The 17,938-nt window shown below is 58.6% G+C and carries 18 protein-coding genes; 8 read left to right on the top strand and 10 right to left on the bottom strand.

Annotated features, from left to right (window positions below; genetic code table 11):
• Nucleotides 1-41: 41 nt before the first annotated feature.
• Nucleotides 42-2,813: a Helicase associated domain protein gene (locus tag J3353_RS11505; RefSeq protein ID WP_207684889.1), complete on the bottom strand. Its 2,772-nt coding sequence runs from the start codon at nucleotides 2,811-2,813 to the stop codon at nucleotides 42-44.
• A gap of 755 nt (nucleotides 2,814-3,568) precedes the next feature.
• Here J3353_RS11505 and J3353_RS11500 point away from each other — a divergent pair.
• The 6 genes from J3353_RS11500 to J3353_RS11475 all read left to right on the top strand — a co-directional run bounded on the left by J3353_RS11500 (nucleotide 3,569) and on the right by J3353_RS11475 (nucleotide 7,610).
• The gene (locus J3353_RS11500; RefSeq protein WP_207684888.1) at nucleotides 3,569-4,666 is read left to right on the top strand and encodes an ABC transporter substrate-binding protein; all 1,098 of its coding nucleotides are present in this window, start codon (nucleotides 3,569-3,571) and stop codon (nucleotides 4,664-4,666) included.
• A 17-nt stretch (nucleotides 4,667-4,683) separates the two neighbouring features.
• Nucleotides 4,684-5,607: an ABC transporter permease gene (locus J3353_RS11495; protein ID WP_005932996.1), complete on the top strand. Its 924-nt coding sequence runs from the start codon at nucleotides 4,684-4,686 to the stop codon at nucleotides 5,605-5,607.
• 7 nt (nucleotides 5,608-5,614) lie between these two features.
• Nucleotides 5,615-6,433: an ABC transporter ATP-binding protein gene (locus tag J3353_RS11490; protein WP_035394259.1), complete on the top strand. Its 819-nt coding sequence runs from the start codon at nucleotides 5,615-5,617 to the stop codon at nucleotides 6,431-6,433.
• Nucleotides 6,434-6,511: 78 nt separating this feature from the next.
• Complete coding sequence (locus tag J3353_RS11485) at nucleotides 6,512-6,973, top strand: GNAT family N-acetyltransferase (protein ID WP_207684887.1); 462 nt, start codon at nucleotides 6,512-6,514, stop codon at nucleotides 6,971-6,973.
• Between the two features lie 69 nt (nucleotides 6,974-7,042).
• Nucleotides 7,043-7,324, top strand: coding sequence for a type II toxin-antitoxin system prevent-host-death family antitoxin (locus J3353_RS11480; protein ID WP_097770882.1), 282 nt, complete (start codon nucleotides 7,043-7,045; stop codon nucleotides 7,322-7,324).
• The gene (locus tag J3353_RS11475; RefSeq protein WP_097770883.1) at nucleotides 7,314-7,610 is read left to right on the top strand and encodes a type II toxin-antitoxin system RelE/ParE family toxin; all 297 of its coding nucleotides are present in this window, start codon (nucleotides 7,314-7,316) and stop codon (nucleotides 7,608-7,610) included. The genes J3353_RS11480 and J3353_RS11475 overlap by 11 nt, the downstream gene beginning before the upstream one ends.
• A 77-nt stretch (nucleotides 7,611-7,687) precedes the next feature.
• On the opposite strand, the gene J3353_RS11470 is transcribed toward J3353_RS11475, so the two are convergent.
• The 6 genes from J3353_RS11470 to treR form a co-directional block, all read right to left on the bottom strand.
• Nucleotides 7,688-7,921 (bottom strand): hypothetical protein, encoded by a 234-nt coding sequence (locus J3353_RS11470; RefSeq protein ID WP_005933001.1) that lies wholly within the window; start codon nucleotides 7,919-7,921, stop codon nucleotides 7,688-7,690.
• Nucleotides 7,922-8,035: 114 nt separating this feature from the next.
• Nucleotides 8,036-8,857 (bottom strand): TatD family hydrolase, encoded by an 822-nt coding sequence (locus J3353_RS11465; RefSeq protein WP_207684886.1) that lies wholly within the window; start codon nucleotides 8,855-8,857, stop codon nucleotides 8,036-8,038.
• Between the two features lies 1 nt (nucleotide 8,858).
• A complete protein-coding gene (locus tag J3353_RS11460) occupies nucleotides 8,859-9,818 on the bottom strand; it encodes a DMT family transporter (RefSeq protein WP_207684885.1) in 960 nt (319 codons plus the stop codon).
• Between the two features lie 3 nt (nucleotides 9,819-9,821).
• Nucleotides 9,822-11,822, bottom strand: a complete 2,001-nt coding sequence (metG, locus tag J3353_RS11455) for a methionine--tRNA ligase (RefSeq protein WP_207684884.1) — start codon at nucleotides 11,820-11,822, stop codon at nucleotides 9,822-9,824.
• Nucleotides 11,823-12,027: 205 nt separating this feature from the next.
• Nucleotides 12,028-12,159 (bottom strand): hypothetical protein, encoded by a 132-nt coding sequence (locus tag J3353_RS16480; RefSeq protein ID WP_255536604.1) that lies wholly within the window; start codon nucleotides 12,157-12,159, stop codon nucleotides 12,028-12,030.
• Nucleotides 12,160-12,512: 353 nt separating this feature from the next.
• The gene (gene treR / locus J3353_RS11450) at nucleotides 12,513-13,235 is read right to left on the bottom strand and encodes a trehalose operon repressor (RefSeq protein WP_207684883.1); all 723 of its coding nucleotides are present in this window, start codon (nucleotides 13,233-13,235) and stop codon (nucleotides 12,513-12,515) included.
• 224 nt (nucleotides 13,236-13,459) lie between these two features.
• Here treR and treP point away from each other — a divergent pair, with 224 nt between their 5' ends.
• Both treP and treC read left to right on the top strand, forming a co-directional pair.
• Nucleotides 13,460-14,875, top strand: coding sequence for a PTS system trehalose-specific EIIBC component (gene treP / locus J3353_RS11445; protein WP_207684882.1), 1,416 nt, complete (start codon nucleotides 13,460-13,462; stop codon nucleotides 14,873-14,875).
• Nucleotides 14,876-14,893: 18 nt separating this feature from the next.
• The gene (gene treC, locus J3353_RS11440) at nucleotides 14,894-16,519 is read left to right on the top strand and encodes an alpha,alpha-phosphotrehalase (protein WP_207684881.1); all 1,626 of its coding nucleotides are present in this window, start codon (nucleotides 14,894-14,896) and stop codon (nucleotides 16,517-16,519) included.
• Nucleotides 16,520-16,665: 146 nt separating this feature from the next.
• Here the strand turns inward: treC and J3353_RS11435 are convergent, their stop codons facing one another.
• From J3353_RS11435 to J3353_RS11425, 3 genes are all read right to left on the bottom strand, one after another.
• The gene (locus J3353_RS11435; protein ID WP_156073391.1) at nucleotides 16,666-16,815 is read right to left on the bottom strand and encodes a hypothetical protein; all 150 of its coding nucleotides are present in this window, start codon (nucleotides 16,813-16,815) and stop codon (nucleotides 16,666-16,668) included.
• Between the two features lie 64 nt (nucleotides 16,816-16,879).
• Nucleotides 16,880-17,518 (bottom strand): YitT family protein, encoded by a 639-nt coding sequence (locus J3353_RS11430; RefSeq protein ID WP_097771470.1) that lies wholly within the window; start codon nucleotides 17,516-17,518, stop codon nucleotides 16,880-16,882.
• 102 nt (nucleotides 17,519-17,620) lie between these two features.
• Complete coding sequence (locus tag J3353_RS11425; protein ID WP_207684880.1) at nucleotides 17,621-17,860, bottom strand: GTP-binding protein; 240 nt, start codon at nucleotides 17,858-17,860, stop codon at nucleotides 17,621-17,623.
• Nucleotides 17,861-17,938 lie beyond the last annotated feature (78 nt).

Here is a 17,938-nt window from a genome sequence, read left to right as displayed (position 1 = left end):
CATCAGAAAAGCCACCGGCAAAAACCGGTGGCTTTTTTCTCTTATTCGCTCCACTCCATCCCGATCTTATCCAGCATTGCGCGGCGCTCAGGGGTGAGCTTGGGGTCGTGGGTGGTATCCCACTCCCGCATCCGGCGGAGCCAGTCGCCCAGGCAGAAGCCGGTTTCGTCGGATTTGTAGTTGGCGGCGGCGTGGAGGTTGCCGTGGGCCTTGTAGTAGGCCTTGGCCTGCTGATAGGCAGTTCCCCACTTGGCATCCCGGGCATCCCACACCATGCCGATGCTGTTCAACTTTTTGATGTGGGCGGGCGTGACCTGATAGGAATCCGGGCGGTTCTTGCGGGCTGCACGCAGGTTGGAGACCCACACGCCCAGCCGGACACCGTCGCTGTCCACATAGCTGGCGGGGACCAGCAGGTGCTTGTATTTGCGGGCATAGCGGGCGGCACTGCGGAAGTTCCGCTCCCAGTTGGCCTCGCGCACGGTGCCGTGGTCAGCAGCGGGATCACTGGGGCGGCGCTCGCCCTTGAACAGGGTGCGCAGCAGCTTGCGGCGCTCACTGCTCAGGGCGCTGCTGCCGGAGTTCAGGGCCTGCCGCTGACGGCTGACCCAGCTGCCCAGCCAAACGCCGTCCTCAGTCTTGTAGACAGAGGGGATCTCCAGATCGCCGTGCTCTGTCTTGTAGGCCAGAGCCAGATCATAGCGCTCCTGCCAGGGGTCATACTTTTCCCACACCATGCCCAGCTTGTCCAGCAGGGCCTTGCGCTCAGGGGTGACCCGGGCGCTGGAGCGATCCGGGTTCAGGTAGGCATAGCGCTGGCGCGCTACCCACTTGCCCAGCAGTACTCCGTCCGGCGTGACATACTCCGAGGGGACGTTCAGGTTGCCGTGCTCATGGTAGTAGGCGGCGGCAACATCGTACAGGGACATCCACTTGCGGTCGTTGCGGTTGGTCCAGTCCATGCCCAGAGCGTCCAGCCGCTCCACCTGCTCCTGTGGCAGCTCGCCTGCCTTGTGAGCGGCGCGCTGGGCCCCCAGCCAGACCCCCAGACCGAAGCCGGAGGGCGTTTCGTACTTGATGGGCACTTCCAGATCACCGTGCTCCAGATAATACTGGGTGGCGGCAGCATAGTTCTGCTCCCACAGGTCGTTGGAGGTGCTCCACACCATGCCGATGGCTTCCAGCCGCTCGATGCGGTTCTGGGTCAGGTTGCCGCCCAGATAGCGCTGGCGGTTGTAGACGATCCACTCGCCCAGTGCAAAATCATTTTTATCGCGGTAGCGCACTGGAACCAGCAGGTCGCCGTGCTCGGTGCGGTATTTCTGCGCGGAGGCAAAGCCTTTTTCCCAGGCAGCTTCCAGCCGGTGGTTCCAGCGGATGCCCAGTTTTTCCAGCTTGGCGGCCTGCTCCGCTGTCAGGCGGCCCGGGCGCTGCCCGGCCTGTACCTGCCGCTGGAGCTCGAGCCACTTGCCCACGGGCACGCCGCTGTGGATGGTATAGCTCCGGGGCAGCTCCAGGGTACCCTCTTTGGCAGCGGCATCGGCGGCAGCCTGACACAGAACCTCCCAGCGGGCTTCCATCTCCCGGCGCAGCTTGCCGTACAGGCGGTAGGTCTGCTGCATGGGGCGCTCCTGCCGGAAGCCCGGCGTTTTGCTGCCGGCCCTGGTCATGGCCTCGGTGCAGTCACGCTGCAGGGTACGGCCGTTGCCCAGCCCCTCGAACTGTGCCACAAGGTCGAACACCGGCACGCTGCGGCTGCCGGCAGCCACCAGCGCGCGGCAGAGCATCTGCTTGAAGGTGGACATCAGGCTGGACTGGCGCACCAGAATGACCCCGGCCAGCCCCTCCAGCGGCTGCTGGACTCCCGGCGCGTTGACGCAGAGCAGAACCTTGGGGCCGGGGGCTGTATCGGAGAGAAAGGTCTCCACGGCAGCAGAATCCGCAAAGCAGGCGTGATCTGCAGCGTAAAAGCGGACAGCAGGGTCCACAGTGCGCAGCAGCTGTTCCAGCTCTGTGCCCAGCTTTTCCTGATAGGCGGCGGATTCAAACAGGACCAGATAATGGCCGCTGGTATCGCTGAGCAGGCGGGGCAGCAGAACGGTCAGGTTTTCCACCTGACGCAGAGACCAGCTCAGCTCTTCATATTGAACGCGCAGGGAGGTGTCGCCCTTGGGCATACACAGGTTTTTGATCCGGGCGCGCAGGGTGGCCAGCTCCTCCTCCTGAGGCCAGAGCAGGGCTGCATAGGCTGAGGGTACTGGCATGGTCCCGGCGGCCATGGCCTCGGCCACAGTCATGTGGGAGACGATGCAGTCGGCAAACAGCTCCTGCGCGGCGGCGCAGACGGGGGCACCGTTGGGCACACCCAGCCCCAGCACCTTTGCCTGGGGGCACATCCGCAGCAGCTTCTGCACCGACTGTGCCCAGCACACGGCGCTCAACTCATGGTAGCAGTCCAGCACGATGCAGCCGGGTTTCTGCTCCCCCAGCCGCACCCACTGCTCCGGGGTGGCGGCGGCCAGCTTTTCGCAATCACAGAAGCGGACATTGCCGGGCAGGGTGCCGCCGTTGTAGCGTGTCAGCTCTGCCTGCCGCAGGGCCAGACGCTGTGCACCGGCCACCAGCCAGAAAAAGGTGGTCTGGGGGTGAGCCTCCACCACCTTCCAGGCAATACAGCTTTTGCCGGTGCCGGTGGGGTGGAACACGGCGGCCCGGTTCAGGGTCTCCAGAGACTGTACAGCTTTCTGAAAAGCGGCTTCGTTGACGGGATTCAGGGTCATCGACATGGTGGTAGTGTCCTCTCCGAGTTGCATGTTTGACATCGTTGGATACAACGAAAATATTTCATAGAATTAGTTTATCGCAAAAAACATTTTTCTGTCAAGCCCTTTGAAGAGAATTTAGAGCAAAACTCGGGAAAAGAATAAAAATAGTGTGGAAACTGTGGCAGAAACTGCGAACTTTGTGCGCAGCAACGGGGATACTGAAAGTGGAAATGCGTCCCGGAGCGGAGAGAAAGTATGACCTATGGCAGGAAGAAGGCTTCTTTTGCCCCGGCAGAGCTGCCCGGGCCGCACCGGGGAGATCCGGGCAGGAGGGCTGCTGCGGAACATCCAAGAAGCATTTCATCTTTGCGGCCGAAAAAATGAAAAATTCCCTCTTGACTTTATGAAAATAAAGCGTATAATGCAATCAACAAACCGATGAGGCGGAAGAGAACCTGCAAGCGCACTTACAGTGAGCCCGAATGGTGAAAACGGGCAGAGAGCGGGGCAGAGTTCGTGGGCCGCCGAGGGCCGGGCGAACAGGGCAGTGCCTTTAGTAGCTTGGGACGGAAGCCTCCGTTACAGGGCAGGGGAGTGTTGGCTCTCCGTTGAGGGGCTCCTGCAGTTTTCCATGGTGGGAAGACGAGTGGAGCAAGCAAGGTGGCACCGCAGATTCGAATTTCTCGACTCTGTCCTTGTGGATGAACACACAGGGACGGGGCCGTTTTTATTTTACCCGTTCCGCAGGTGGAGCGGGTTTTATTTATTTTTGGGCCGCCCGCTCCGGGAAAGGAGCAACCGCTATGAAAACCATGAACATGATCTCCCGCCGCAGCTTCCTGAAGGCTACCGCCGCAGCCGCTGTCGTATCCGCACTGGGCCTGACCGGCTGCGGCTCCTCCGGCTCTTCTGCCGCAGCATCCAGCACCGCTTCCAGTGCTGCCGGTTCCGCTGCCGCCGCTTCTGAAGCAGGCCAGACCTTTAAGGTGGGCATCGTCAACTATGTGGATCATGCATCCCTGAACCAGATCGTGGCCTCTGTTGAGAGCCGTTTGGATAAGGTGGGCGCGGAGAAGGGCGTGACCTTCGACTATGCCGATTACTACGCCAACGCCCAGGCTGACCAGTCCAACCTGAACCAGATCGGTGCAGACCTCGTGGCCGACCAGGTAGATGTCATTGTGGCCGTGGCCACCCCCACTGCCGCCACCATGCTGGCCGCTGTGGAAGATACCGACATCCCTGTGGTCTACTCTGCCGTCACCGACCCTGTTTCCGCCGGGTTTGATGGGGAGGAGGGCATCACCGGCACCTCCGATGCTCTGAACACCGAGGCCATTATGAACCTCATCACTGCCATCAACCCCGACATCGACACCATCGGTCTGCTGTACGACCTGAGCCAGGATGCCTCCACCCAGGCCATCGCCGATGCCAAGGCGTTCTGCGACAGCAAGGGCATCAAGTACATTGAAAAGAACGGTACCACCACCGCCGAGGTGCAGATGGCTGCTGAGGCCCTTGTGGCTGCCGGTGTCAAGGCAGTGTTCACCCCCACCGACAACACCGTGATGACCGCCGAGCTGTCCATCTATGAGACCTTTACCGATGCAGGCGTGATGCACTTCACTGGTGCCGACAGCTTTGCTTTGAACGGTGCTTTTGTGGGCTACGGCGTGGACTACGTCCAGCTGGGCGAGGCCACCGCCGATATGGTGGTGGAGCTGCTCTGCGGCGGCAAGACCCCCGCAGACCTGCCCTACCAGACCTTCGACAACGGCATCGTCACCATCAACACCGAGAGCTGTGAGGCACTGGGCCTTGACCTCGACACCGTCAAGGAAGCCTTCAAGCCCTATTGCACCGAAATTGTGGTAGTGACCACGCAGGAGAATTTCTAAAAAGGAGTACATCAACCATGCTGGCGAGTATCTTTTCGCTCAACGTGATCCAGACGGCGCTGGAGCTGGGCTGCATTTACGGTCTGGTGGCGCTGGCACTGTTTCTGAGCTATTCGATCCTGAACATTGCCGACCTGTCCACCGATGGCTGCTTCACCCTTGGCTGTGCCGTGGCCTGTCAGGTGGCGCTGACAGGCCACCCCATCCTGGCCCTGTTCGCGGCTATGGCAGCGGGTGTGTGTTCGGGTTTTGTCACTGCCTTTTTGCAGACACGTCTGGGCGTTGAGAGCATCATGGCAGGCATCATCGTGAACACCGGCCTGTACACCATCAATCTGGCGGTCATGGGCTTTTCGTCCACGATGTCCCTGGTCAAGACCGATACGGTATTCTCGCTGGCAAAATCCGCGCTGGCCTTTACGGGCGGCTGGTATAAGCTGGTCATCGCGGCGGCGGTCATTGTGATCGCCTGTGCCGCTATGGTGGGTTTCCTGGGCACCCGGCTGGGCCTTTCCATCCGCGCCACCGGCGACAATGCCGCCATGGTGCGGGCCTCCAGCATCAACCCGGCCTTCACCATCACAGTGGGCCTGTGCATCTCGGGCGCGCTGACCGCCCTTTCCGGCGGCCTGCTGGCCCAGTATCAGAAGAGCAGCGACATCAACGTGGGCACTGGCATGGTGACCATTGCACTGGCTTCCCTTATCATCGGCGAAACGCTGGTGGGCAAGCGCACCATGGTGCGCCGGGTGCTGGGCGTGGTGTTCGGCAGCTGCCTGTATCGCTTTATCGTGGCCGTGGCCCTGCGCTTCAATGTGCCCGCCGCCGCCATGAAGCTGGTGAGTGCCCTCATCGTGGCTGTGGCCATCTCGATGCCCGCCATCCGGGCAAAGTTTGCCTTTGAGCAGCGCAAGCACAATGCCCGGAAGGAGGTGCACTGAAATGGAAATGCTGGAGCTGAACAACCTGCACAAGACCTTTAACCCCGGTACCGTCAACGAAAAGGTGGCCCTGAACGGTGTGAGCCTGCACATGGAGGCAGGCGACTTTGCCACCATCGTGGGCTCCAACGGCGCGGGCAAATCCACCATGTTCAACGCCATCACCGGCGGTTTCATTGCCGACGAGGGCAGCATCGTGCTGGGCGGGCAGGACATTACCTTTGCGCCCGAGTACGAGCGCAGCAAGGTCATCGGCCACCTGTTCCAGGACCCCCTCAAGGGCACGGCCCCCAACATGACCATTGAGGAAAACCTTGCGCTGGCCTATCTCCGGGCAGGAACCGCCCCCCACGCTATCTTCTCCCGCATCTCCCGCAAGGATAAGGAGCTGTTCCGGGAAAAACTTGCCCTGCTGAACATGGGCCTTGAGGACCGGATGAAGCAGCCGGTGGGCCTGCTCTCGGGTGGCCAGCGGCAGGCGCTGACCCTGCTCATGGCCACCCTCGTTACCCCCAAGCTCCTGCTGCTGGACGAGCACACCGCAGCCCTGGACCCTGCCACGGCGGAGAAGGTGCTGGAGCTGACCAAGAGCATCGTGGCCGAGAAAAAGATCACCTGCCTGATGGTCACCCACAACATGCATCAGGCCCTCGAGCTGGGCAACCGCACCCTGATGATGGACGGCGGCCGCATCGTGTTCGATGTCAAGGGCGAGGAGCGCAGTAAGATGACCGTGGACGACCTGCTGGAAAAGTTCCGCGAGAACGCCGGTAAGGCCCTGGACAATGACCGCATCCTGCTGAGCAAGGTGGAAGCGGGCAACTGAAAAGAAACTCAAAATACCCTGTCTGGACCCGAAACCGTGTCAGACAGGGTATTTTTGATACAACAAGGAGAAAACGATATGAAAATTACGATTCGTACCCCGCAAATGCAGGATTATGACCGATTTTCTGCTATTATGGATCAGGTGCAGCAGATGCACGTGGATTGGCGGCCGGATGTCTACAAGCCGGCCAGCCCGTTGATCACAAAGGAACTGTTTGGCGAACTCCTGAAAGGAGACAGCTGGTATATTGCCGAGACGGACGGCATCGTTGTTGGTGTTCTGGAAGTCTTCAAGCGCCATGTGGAAGGCCCGGCGCAGGTAACAAAGGATATTTTGTTCGTCAGCACCATGGCGGTGGATGAGGCGTATCGCGGGAAGGGAATCGGGCACCAGTTCTTTGATAAGGTGAAGCAACTCAAAGCAGAAAAGGGATGCGACACCATTGAACTGCAGGTGAACGCCAGAAATAAAAAGGCGTATGAGATGTACCGGAACTATGGCTTTACGGAAAAGTCCATCAATATGGAGCTGAAATAAAACGATTGTAATGATCCTTGTATATGTAGTCATAATGTGATACAATGCTTTTGACAGGAGGTGTCACTTATGATGCAGACATTTGTTCGCCCATCCCGTGATCTGCGCAACCACTACGCGGAAATTTCAGAGATGTTGAAAGACCACAATCATGTTATTATCACAAATCATGGTCGTGGGGAATCCGTCCTCATCAACATTGAGGACTACGCCAAGTATGAGGAGTTCATGCACCAGCGGTATGTTGCCGAGGAGCTTGCCAAGGCAAAACAGCAGGCGGCAGACCCCAACACGCAGTGGACAGAGCATGAAAGCGTATGGGAGACGCTCCACGAACAGTATGACGTATAAGATCAAATACCTGCCCCTTGCTGTACAGGACTTGAATGACATTGCCCGGTATTTGTCCGGCTTCTACCCCCAAACGGCCCGCCGTGTGCTGAAAGAAATGCGGGAAAAGATCACAAAGCTGGGGGATACCCCACGGATGTGTGAAGTCTATGCCCTTGACCCGACTTACCGCAAGCTGGTGGCAGACCAGTATCTGGTGTTTTACCATGTCAATGAGAACGTCAAGGTGGTGGAGATCCACCGTGTACTGCGCGGCTCATGGAATTTGCCGCAGTACCTGGAATAAAACAAAGAGCAGAGCGCTCCAGCCAGCTGGCTGGAACACTCTGCTCTTTTTAATGCAATATACTGAAAACTCAGAACTTACTTCACGTATTCAACGGTGTACTCGAAACCATACTCTTCCTGCAGTTTCTTGACGGCAGGCTCGCAGTCCTCGATGAAGCTGGGTGCGTAGACGGAAGCACCGTTGTGGTCCTTCTTGTAGTCCTCCACGATCTGCTGCAGCTTTGCCCAGCCCTCGTTGGCCTTGGCGTTGTCAACAGTGTCGGGGAAGTTGATGATGAATTCACGGTGCTGCGGAATACGAGCTTTCATAAGTGATATCTCCTTAATTGACTATTTGTAGTTTATTGCTTGATTTATACAGAAGCTTAATGCTTTTGTAGATAACGGATAGGCCCTGCCCTCTATGCACGGCTGCTGTCGGTTTCAGACGGAGAGGTTATATACCTGGCAGGCATTCTCCACCGTCTGCCGGAACACCTGCTCCGGTTCCTCACCCTTGGTGCTGGCGATATGCTCGCCCACATAGCGGATGAGGGAGCTGTCGCAGCGGGTGCCGCGGACAGGCTCCGGGGCCATATAGGGGCAGTCAGTTTCCAGGACGATGCGTTCCAGCGGCAGGGTGGCAATGGCCTTGGCGGCACGCTTGGCCCCCTTGAAGGTGCAGGCCCCGCCAAAGCCAATGTAGAGCCCCTGCTCTGCCAGCCAGAGCGCGTCATCGGCGCTGCCGGAATAGCAGTGGACGATGCCCTTGGGCCGGTACTTTTTCAGCAAGGCGTAGACATCGGCGTGGGCGCTGCGGTCGTGTACGATGATGGGCTTGTCCAGTTCCAGTGCCAGCCGGATCTCGGCCTCAAACAGCGCCAGCTGGGCATCCTTGGGCACGGGCCAGTGGTAATCCAGTCCGCACTCCCCCACAGCCACCACCTTGGGGTCCTCGTAATAGGGGGCAAGGGCACGCATCTCTGCGGCCCAGTCGCCGCTGTATACCGAGACAGTAGGGGCGGGGCCTTCCTCACCGCAATCCTCCGGGGCCAGCAGGCTCTCCGGGTGGATGCCGACGGCGGCGTACACCCAGGGATATTTGTGGGCCAGCTCCAGCACCTTGGGCGCATCGCCCGAATGGGTGGCCTGCTCGCACACGCCCACCACCCCTTTGCCGGGCAGGCTGTCCAGCAGGGCAAAGCGGTCCGCGTCAAAGGCACGGGCGCTGTAATGGGCGTGGGTATCAAAAATGGGGTATTCCATATTACAGGGCACGCTCCTTTTTGGCGGGGGCCTTGTTTACCAGCCAGATGCCGATGCAGACCAGCACCAGCGCCCCCAGATACTGCCACCGGAACAGCGGCTCCCCATTGATGAGGGCGCTGAGCAGGACATTCACCACCGGGTTCACGAACCCGAAGATGGCAATCCGGCTGACGGGGTTGTTCTTCATCAGCAGGGCCCAGACGATGTAGCCCGCGCCGCAGATGAAAGCCAGCGCCAGCAGGTCCAGCACGCTGAGCACAGACCAGTGTTCCAGCCGTCCGCCCAGAACAGCGCCCAGCAGGAACAGGGCTGCACCGCCCACGAACAGGTTCACAAAGCAGACGGCAAAGCTGTCTGCCCGGCGGGTGACGGATTTGTTCCAGGGGCCTGCCAGCGTGAAAAGGACGGTGGCAATGAGCATATAGGCTACGCCCCGGGCGCTGCCGCCGCCGTGGTTGCCCAACGTGGCGATGAGAACGCCCGCAAAGCCGATGCCGCAGCCCAGCGCCTTGGCCGGGGTCATGCGGTCAGCCCTGCCGTAAAGGAAATGGGCGAAGATGACCCCCAGAAAGCTCTGGGTGCTGTTCAGGATGCCCCCAAAGGCACCGGTGAGCAGGGCAACAGCGCTGTAGAAAAAGGCATACTGCGCTGTGGTTTGCCACAGGCCCAATGCACAGCATTCGGCCAGGATCTTCCCCTTGGGCATGGCGGGGAGCCTGCCCTCCAGCAGCAGGCTGCCGCCCAGTACCAGCACACTGCCCAGCATGAACCGTACCCCTGCAAAGCAGAGAATGGAGGCCGTGTCAGCGGTGTCGATGGCAAAGAGCCGGTAACCCAGCTTGATGAAAGGGAAAGCCGAACCCCACATGGCGTTGCAAAGGATGGCGATGATAACGGCAAAAGCCGGTGTGCCGAAAAGCCGGTCCAGCTTTTCGGCGCGGCTCAGCTGTGTCTCCATGGCTCAGTGGATGCGGCTGCCAACGGGGGTGTTGTCGCCGTAGAAGGCGATGGAGCAGCCGCCGTCAGCGGTGTCGGCAGCAAAGATCATGCCCTCGCTGACATACTTGCCCTTCAGCATGGGGCGGGGGGCCAGATTGCAGACGATGCCGATCTTCTTGCCGATCAGATCCTCCGGCTTGAACCACTTGGCAATGCCGGACAGGATGCAGCGCTCACGCTCGCCGTCAAACACGGTCAGGTGGAGCAGCTTCTTGCTCTCCTTCAGGTTCTCGCAGGCGCGCACCTCGGCCACGCGCAGCTCCACCTTGCAGAAGGTGTCAAAGTCGATCTCTTCCTCATGGGTGAAATCAACGGTGCTCTCCTCAGCAGCGGGGGCGGCAGCAGCCTTTTCGGCTTCGGCCTTGGCCTTGTTGGCAGCTTCGGCAGCGGCCTTGCGCTTCTCGTCCTCTTCCTTCAGGTGGGCAATCTCCTTGGCCACGTCAATGCGGGGGAACAGGGCATCGCCCTTGTGGACGGTGTAGGTCTCCTGCACGCCGTAAGCAGCCTTGCTCAGGTCGATGTCGGCAGTGGACAGGCCCAGCTGATCCATCATCTTGGGAGCGGTGGAGGGCAGGTAAGCGTTCAGCAGGATGCCTGCCACACGCAGTGCCTCGCACAGGTGGTAGAGCACGCTCTCCAGACGGGCCTTGTTGGCCTCATCCTTGGCCAGAGCCCAGGGAGCGGTCTCGTCGATATACTTGTTGGCGCGCTGGATCACGGCAAAGATATCCATCAGGGCCTGGGGGATGGTCAGGTTGTCCATATCGGCAGTGACCTTGCCCAGCAGCTCATTGACCATGGTCTCCAGCTCCGTGTCGATGGCCTCGGTGCCAGCGGCCTTGTGGACCGTGCCGCCGAAGTACTTTTCGCACATGGCAACGGTGCGGCTGAGCAGATTGCCCAGGTCGTTGGCCAGGTCGCTGTTGATGCGGTTGATCAGGGCCTCGTTGGTGAACATGCCGTCGTTGCCAAAGGGGATCTCACGCAGCAGGAAGTAGCGGATGGAGTCCACGCCGTAGCGGTCGCACAGGACCACGGGGTCAACAACGTTGCCCACGGACTTGGACATCTTGCCGCCGTTCATCAGCAGCCAGCCGTGGCCAAACACGCGCTTGGGCAGCGGCAGATCCAGAGCCATCAGCATGGCGGGCCACAGGATGGTGTGGAAGCGCAGGATCTCTTTGCCCACCATGTGCAGGTCAGCAGGCCAGAACTTGTTGTAATCGTGGTAGGTCTCGTTGCCGTAGCCCAGCGCGGAGATATAGTTGCTCAGCGCATCGACCCAGACATACATGGTGTGCTTGGGGTCAAAGGGTACGGGGATGCCCCACTTGACAGAGGTGCGGGAAACACAGGTGTCCTGCAGGCCCTGCTTGATAAAGGCGATCATCTCGTTCTTCCGGCTCTCGGGCTGGATGAACTGGGGGTTCTCCTCGTAGTACTTCAGCAGGCGGTCGGCATACTTGCCGGTCTTGAAGAAGTAAGCCTCCTCGTGGGCATCATAGACCTCGCGGCCGCAGTCGGGGCACTTGCCGTCCACCAGCTGGCTGTCGGTCCAGAAGCTCTCGCAGGGCTTGCAGTAGTGGCCGATGTACTCGCCCTTGTAGATATCGCCCTGCTCATACAGCTGGGTGAAGATCTTCTGGCAGGTCTCCACATGGTAGTCATCGGTGGTGCGGATGAAGCGGTCATAGCTGACATCCAGCAGCTTCCACAGATCCTTGACGGTGGCAACGATCCGGTCAACGTACTCCTTGGGGGTCACGCCTGCATCGGCGGCCTTGTCCTGGATCTTCTGGCCGTGCTCATCGGTGCCGGTCAGGAACATGACTTCCTTTCCCTGCATCCGCTTGAAGCGGGCCAGCGCGTCGCAGGCCACGGTGGTGTAACTGTGGCCGATGTGCAGCTTGTCGCTGGGGTAGTAGATGGGGGTCGTGATGTAGAATGTGTTGTGTTCGCTCATGGGGGATGATTCTTCCTTTCTGTTGTGGCTGTGTCACAAAAAAGCTCCCGTCCTGCCGGAATGCACCGGACAAGGACGGGAGCTGAACTTCCGTGGTACCACCTTGCTTCGCCACGCCCTTGCGGGCATGGCCTTGCGTGCCGGGGTAAAACCGGCCTCCGCGCGGTAACGGGCGCACCCGGCGGGGGCTTGGCGGCGTGCCGCTTCACCCCCACAGCTCAGAGGCCATCTTCCACTCCGTGCTCACCTGCCCGGTTCCATCCTTCGGGCTTTCTGTCAGGCGCAGGCGGGGCGTACTCTCCTCGTCAAGGCTGTTCGCTTTTTGCCAAAGGGGCACACAACCCCCTTGTTCCTATTATAATACGCAAAAACGGCGGGTTTGTCAACTCTCCCGGTAAAGTGTTCTGCAAAACGGCTTTTGACTCGGTTTGTGTATATAAACGAAATAGTCATTAACAAAAAGATACGGTCAGGAATTGCTATCCTATCCCCTGTACATTGCCAAGCGCAGCCGCACCCTGTCAGCAGTACAAAGCCCCCGAAGGGGGTAGCCAGAGCGTAAGCGATGGTTAGCAAGCATTGCATCTATAAAACAGATTCTGATTCAGGGACACCCTAAAACCCATTTTGCCGGAGCCCCGGCCCAGCGCAAAATCCCAGGTGGATCCCCCTGCGCCGGGTGTCTGCCGCTCACTTTTTCCGCGTGGCAATGTCCTGAAAGGAGAAATAGTCCGGTTGGTGGCGGGACTGGGTGTACTCAAACAGCAGACCGGCGGCGTTGAAAGTCTGGTTTGCGACGACGACCACGCAGCCATAGGTGCCCATGTCCAGCAGCTTTTCGTCGCGGGCGGTGGCGTGCTCCACCGTGATGCGGCGCTTGCTGGTGATGATCTGCATTCCCAGTGTGTTCTCAATATAATCGTAGATAGAGTTTGCGGCAATTTCCGGTGTCAGGCCGGGGACAAACTCCTTTAAAAAGTAGTTGATGTCCAGAATCAGTGCTTTTCCGTCCAGATAACGCACACGCTGTACCGCCCACAATTCATCGTCCTCAGAAAATCCGCTTTCCGCGGCAAACTGTTCCGTTGCGATGACAGTCCCAAACTTCGTGACCTTCGTCACGGCGCGAAGGTGGTTGCGGCGGGCGGTTTCTTGAAACGTCTCGATGCCGCCGATGGTAAAGGTCGTCTTTCCCACCGGCTGGTAGATGACCCGCACGCCGCGCCCCTGCATGGTCTGCACATAGCCGTCGGCTACCAGCTCCGCCAATGCGCGTCGAACTGTGTTGCGGGAGCAGGCGTATTCTGCAATCAGCGTATTTTCACTGGGAAGCAGGGACTGGTAAGGATAGTCCTGCGCTTCGATCCGTTTTTTGATACTGCGGTAAATTCCTTCATATTTTGCTTTTGGCATGGCTGTTTACCTCAACTTGTTCAAACATTTGTTTTAGTATACCGTGATTGCGCCTGAATTTCAAGGCATTCTCTTGTCCGAAATGCTGAAAATTTTTAAACAGAACATGATTTTTTGTAAATCCGCTTGACTTGTCTGAACAAGTGAACTATACTGAAACCACAAACAAAAACTTGTATGAACAAGTTGGACGAATCATCAAAAAGATAAAGGAGAAATGAGTCATGGGAAAATACCAAGAAGACGCAAGGCTGCTGCTTGAGTACGTTGGCGGCAAAGAGAACATCGCGGCAGTTTCGCACTGTGTATCCAGGATGCGTTTTGTGCTGAATGATCCCGCCAAGGCGGACGTTGCCAAGATCGAGGCACTGAAATCCGCCAAGGGCACTTTCACCCAGGCGGGCCAGTTCCAGGTCATCATCGGCAATACGGTCAGCGATTTCTACAATGACTTTATTGCCGTCTCCGGCATCGACGGTGTCTCGAAGGAGGCCGTCAAGAGCGCAGCCAAGCAGAACCAGAACGCATTGCAGAAGGTCATGAGCGTGCTTGCGGAGATTTTTGCCCCATTGATTCCCGCCATCATCACCGGCGGTTTGATTCTCGGCTTCCGCAACTGCATTGACAGCATCTACTTTTTTAATAACGGCACCCAGACGCTGTGCAACATCAGCCAGTTCTGGTCCGGCGTTGACAGCTTCCTGTGGCTGATTGGCGAAGCCATCTTCCATATGCTGCCGGTCTGCATCTGCTGGTCTGTCACAAAGAAAATGGGCACGACCCAAAGCCTGGGCATCGTCCTCGGCCTGACGCTGGTTTCCGGGCAGCTGCTCAACGCTTACGCCGTGGCTTCTACTGCGGCGGCGGACATCCCGAAATGGGATTTTGGCTTCTTCACCATCAACATGATCGGCTATCAGGCGCAGGTCATTCCCGCCATGCTGGCCGCGTTCACGCTGGTCTATCTAGAAAAATTCTTCCGCAAGATCTGCCCGCCGGTCATCTCGATGATCGTTGTGCCCTTCTGCTCGCTGGTGCTGTCCGTCATCATCGCCCACACTGTCCTTGGCCCCATCGGCTGGAAGATCGGCACCTTCATTTCTGACATCGTCTACGCCGGCATTTCCGGCTCCTTCCGCGTGGTCTTTGGCGCAATCTTCGGTTTTGTTTATGCCCCGCTGGTCATCACCGGCCTGCATCACATGTCCAATGCCATTGATATGCAGCTGATCGCCGATTTTGGCGGCACCATGCTGTGGCCGATGATCGCCCTTTCCAATATTGCACAGGGCTCCGCTGTGCTGGGCATGATCTACCTGCAGCGCAAGAATGCTGCCGAACAGGAAGTCAACGTTCCCTCCTGCATCTCCTGCTATCTGGGCGTTACCGAGCCCGCTATGTTCGGCGTCAACCTGAAATTCCACTTCCCGTTTATCTGCGGCATGATTGGATCTGCCATCGCAGCGGTCGTCTGTGTGGCAACTTCCACCACGGCCAACGCCATCGGTGTCGGCGGCATCCCTGGTATTTTGTCAATCCAGCCCGCCTATATGCTCAGCTTTGCGCTGTGCATGGCCATTGCCATCGTCGTCCCCTTTGTGCTGACCGTCATCGTCGGCAAGAAAAAAGGCGTTGCCTGATTTTGTGAGGTGTGTACCATGAATGATTTTAAAGATAAAGTTGTCTACCAAATTTACCCGAAATCCTTCATGGACTCGAACGGTGACGGCTTCGGCGATTTGAAGGGCGTCACCGCGAAACTGGACTACCTCGCCGACCTGGGCGTTGACTATCTCTGGCTGACGCCGTTCTTCCCCTCGCCCCAGCGCGACAACGGCTATGATGTGGCCGACTACCGTGCCGTTGACCCGCGCTACGGCACGATGGAGGATCTGGAGGAGCTTATCCGCGAGGCGGACAGGCGCGGCATCGGCCTGATGCTGGACATGGTGTTCAACCACACCTCCACCGAGCATGAGTGGTTCAAAAAAGCACTGGCGGGCGACAAAAAGTACCAGGACTATTACATCTTCAAGGACGGCACGCCCGACTGCTGCCCGACGAACTGGGTGTCGAAATTCGGCGGCCCTGCGTGGGAATATGTACCACGGCTCGGCAAGTGGTATCTGCACCTGTACGATGTGATGCAAGCCGACCTGAACTGGGAGAACCCCGCCGTGCGGGAGGAAATGGCCGACATCCTGCGATTCTGGAAGGCGAAGGGCATCAAGGGGTTCCGTTTCGACGTCATCAACGTCATTTCCAAGCCGGAGGTCTATGAGGACGATTTTGAGGGCGACGGCCGCCGCTTCTACACCGATGGCCGCAACGTCCACAAGTACCTGAAGGAGCTGGTCGCCGCGGGCGGCATCGATGGCATGATCACGGTGGGGGAGATGTCCTCCACCACGCTGGAAAACTGCATCGGCTACACCGCTGAGGGTAACCACGAGCTGACGATGTGCTTTAATTTCCACCACCTGAAGGTCGACTACAAGGACGGGCAAAAGTGGGAATTGAGGGAGCCTGATTACCTCGCCATGAAGAAACTGTTCCAGACATGGCAGGAGGGGATGCAGGCCCACGGCGGCTGGAATGCGCTGTTCTGGTGCAACCACGACCAGCCCCGTGCGGTCAGCCGCTTTGGCAGCGACACGACCTACTGGAAGGAAAGCGCCGAGATGCTGGCGGTGGCCATCCACTTTATGCGCGGCACACCGTACATTTATCAGGGTGAGGAGCTGGGCATGACGAACCCGCACTTCACGAAAATCGAGCAATACCGCGACGTCGAGAGCCTCAACTACTATAAGATTCTGCGCCAGCAGGACAAGTCCGAGGCCGAGACGCTGGACATTATCGCCCAGCGCAGCCGCGACGACAGCCGCACCCCGATGCAGTGGGACGCGAGCGAGAACGCCGGGTTTACCACCGGTACGCCGTGGATCGGCATTGCCGACAACTACAAGGCCATCAACGCCGCTGCCCAAATGGACGCCCCGGATTCCATCCGCAGCTTTTACAAAACGCTGGTGGCCCTGCGCAAGAAAATGCCGGTCATCAGTGCGGGAAAAATCGAGTTCTTGTACCCCGACAACGCGGATTTGTTAGCCTATCACCGGTACGACGGCGAGACGGAGCTGCTGGTTCTCTGCAACCTGCGGGAGCGGGAAATTGCCAAGCCCCTGCCCGTAGGCTGGACCGATGCCGAGAAACTGCTGGGTAACTACCCCGACACCGCCGACACGCTGCGCCCCTATGAGTGCGTAGTGCTGAAAAAGTGAAGGCTGCCGTATTATCTTTTCGCTATTGGGAGTTGACCGTATCCTTTGCGATAGTAACCTCATAGTGAGCAAGACAAAAGCACTTTCCCTTATTTGCAATGCAAATATAAGGGAAAGTGCTTTTTTGTAAGGGCAAAATTCCGCGTTTAAAGCTGTGCAAGACCTGCCGGGTGCCATTCGTCCCGGATGCCGATGTCGGCACAGACGATCTCACCGCAGAAGGGTGCGGAGCTTGGAGCTGTGTGCAGGGGCTTGCAGCTGTCCACAGGCGGTTTTGAAAGATAAATCTCCTTCATTTTCTGCTTAACGGCAGCAATAAAAAAGACCCCCGCAGCGTATGATTTGACGCCGCGGGGTTTCTCAATTGTTCGGTTTGTATTGCAGCACCTTCTGGGAGAACGTCCGATCGAAGAACTGGATGAAGGGCCCAAGGCAGAACGCACAGATCAAGGTGCCAAGGCCCACAAGGCCACCCAGCAGCCAGCACAGCAGGGCGCTGAGCGCATCGGTGAAGATGCGGCACCCGAAGTACGGGCAGGGTGTGTAGTCCCGCAGACCGAGGGAAAGGTAATCGTAGGGCGCGATGCCGAGGTCGGCGGTCTGGTAGAGCGAAGCGCCCAGCGCCGTGACCAGCACCGCCGCGATGACCCACGCCAACTGCACCGCCAGCGACGGCGCATCGCCGAAGTGGGCGTGAATGGGGTCATAGAACGCCGTGACGATGTACCCGATGCAGATGCCGTTGACGAAGGTGCCAAGGCCGATGTACTTGCGCCCGAACCAGAATTCCAGCAGGAAAAACAGGATGTTCGTGCACAGGTTCTGGGTGCCCAGCGAGATGCCGAGCAGCTCCGCCAGCCGCATGTTCAGGGCGCTGATGGAGTCGTTGCCGAGGTGGGACTGCTTGAAAAGCGCAATGCCAAGGGCGATGATGACGATGCCCGCCACCATGCCCACCACCCGCCGGGCAGTCGGTTTGCGCAATGCGGTGCCGTTCATAGGAGATTCTCCTTTAGCGTTTCTTTTCCCCTATTATACGCCTACTTTGGGCGGGAGACAAACTATTTATGGAAAGATACAACGATATACGGGGGATCCGCCTTACCCCTTTAATCTCACCTCAATCCGTTCTTTCTCCAGCCCCTCCCCGATCACGATGAGCACTTCCTGCCCCTTGGGGATAGCGTTTGCCGTCAGGCCGTCGGCGGTGGCGTTCAGCTCCACCCAGCCGTTCTCGTACTGTACGAAGCCTTTCGCCCGCAGCACATGGCCGCACGCGGGCTCGGTGAAGAGGGCCGGGATATTCTGTTCGAGCTGCTGGCACGAGAGGTCCAGCTCCAAAAAGTAGGCCGAACCAAAGGCCCTATGCGGTTGGCGTTACCCGCTTCTAATTATAGCAAAAGGAGGTTCTTTTTCTAC

Origin of the sequence: Faecalibacterium sp. Marseille-Q4137, assembly GCF_017377535.1 — a bacterium.
Classification (GTDB): domain Bacteria; phylum Bacillota; class Clostridia; order Oscillospirales; family Ruminococcaceae; genus Faecalibacterium; species Faecalibacterium duncaniae.
Note: the sequence above shows the minus strand (reverse complement) of the source record. Positions and strands in the feature narration are given on the sequence as shown.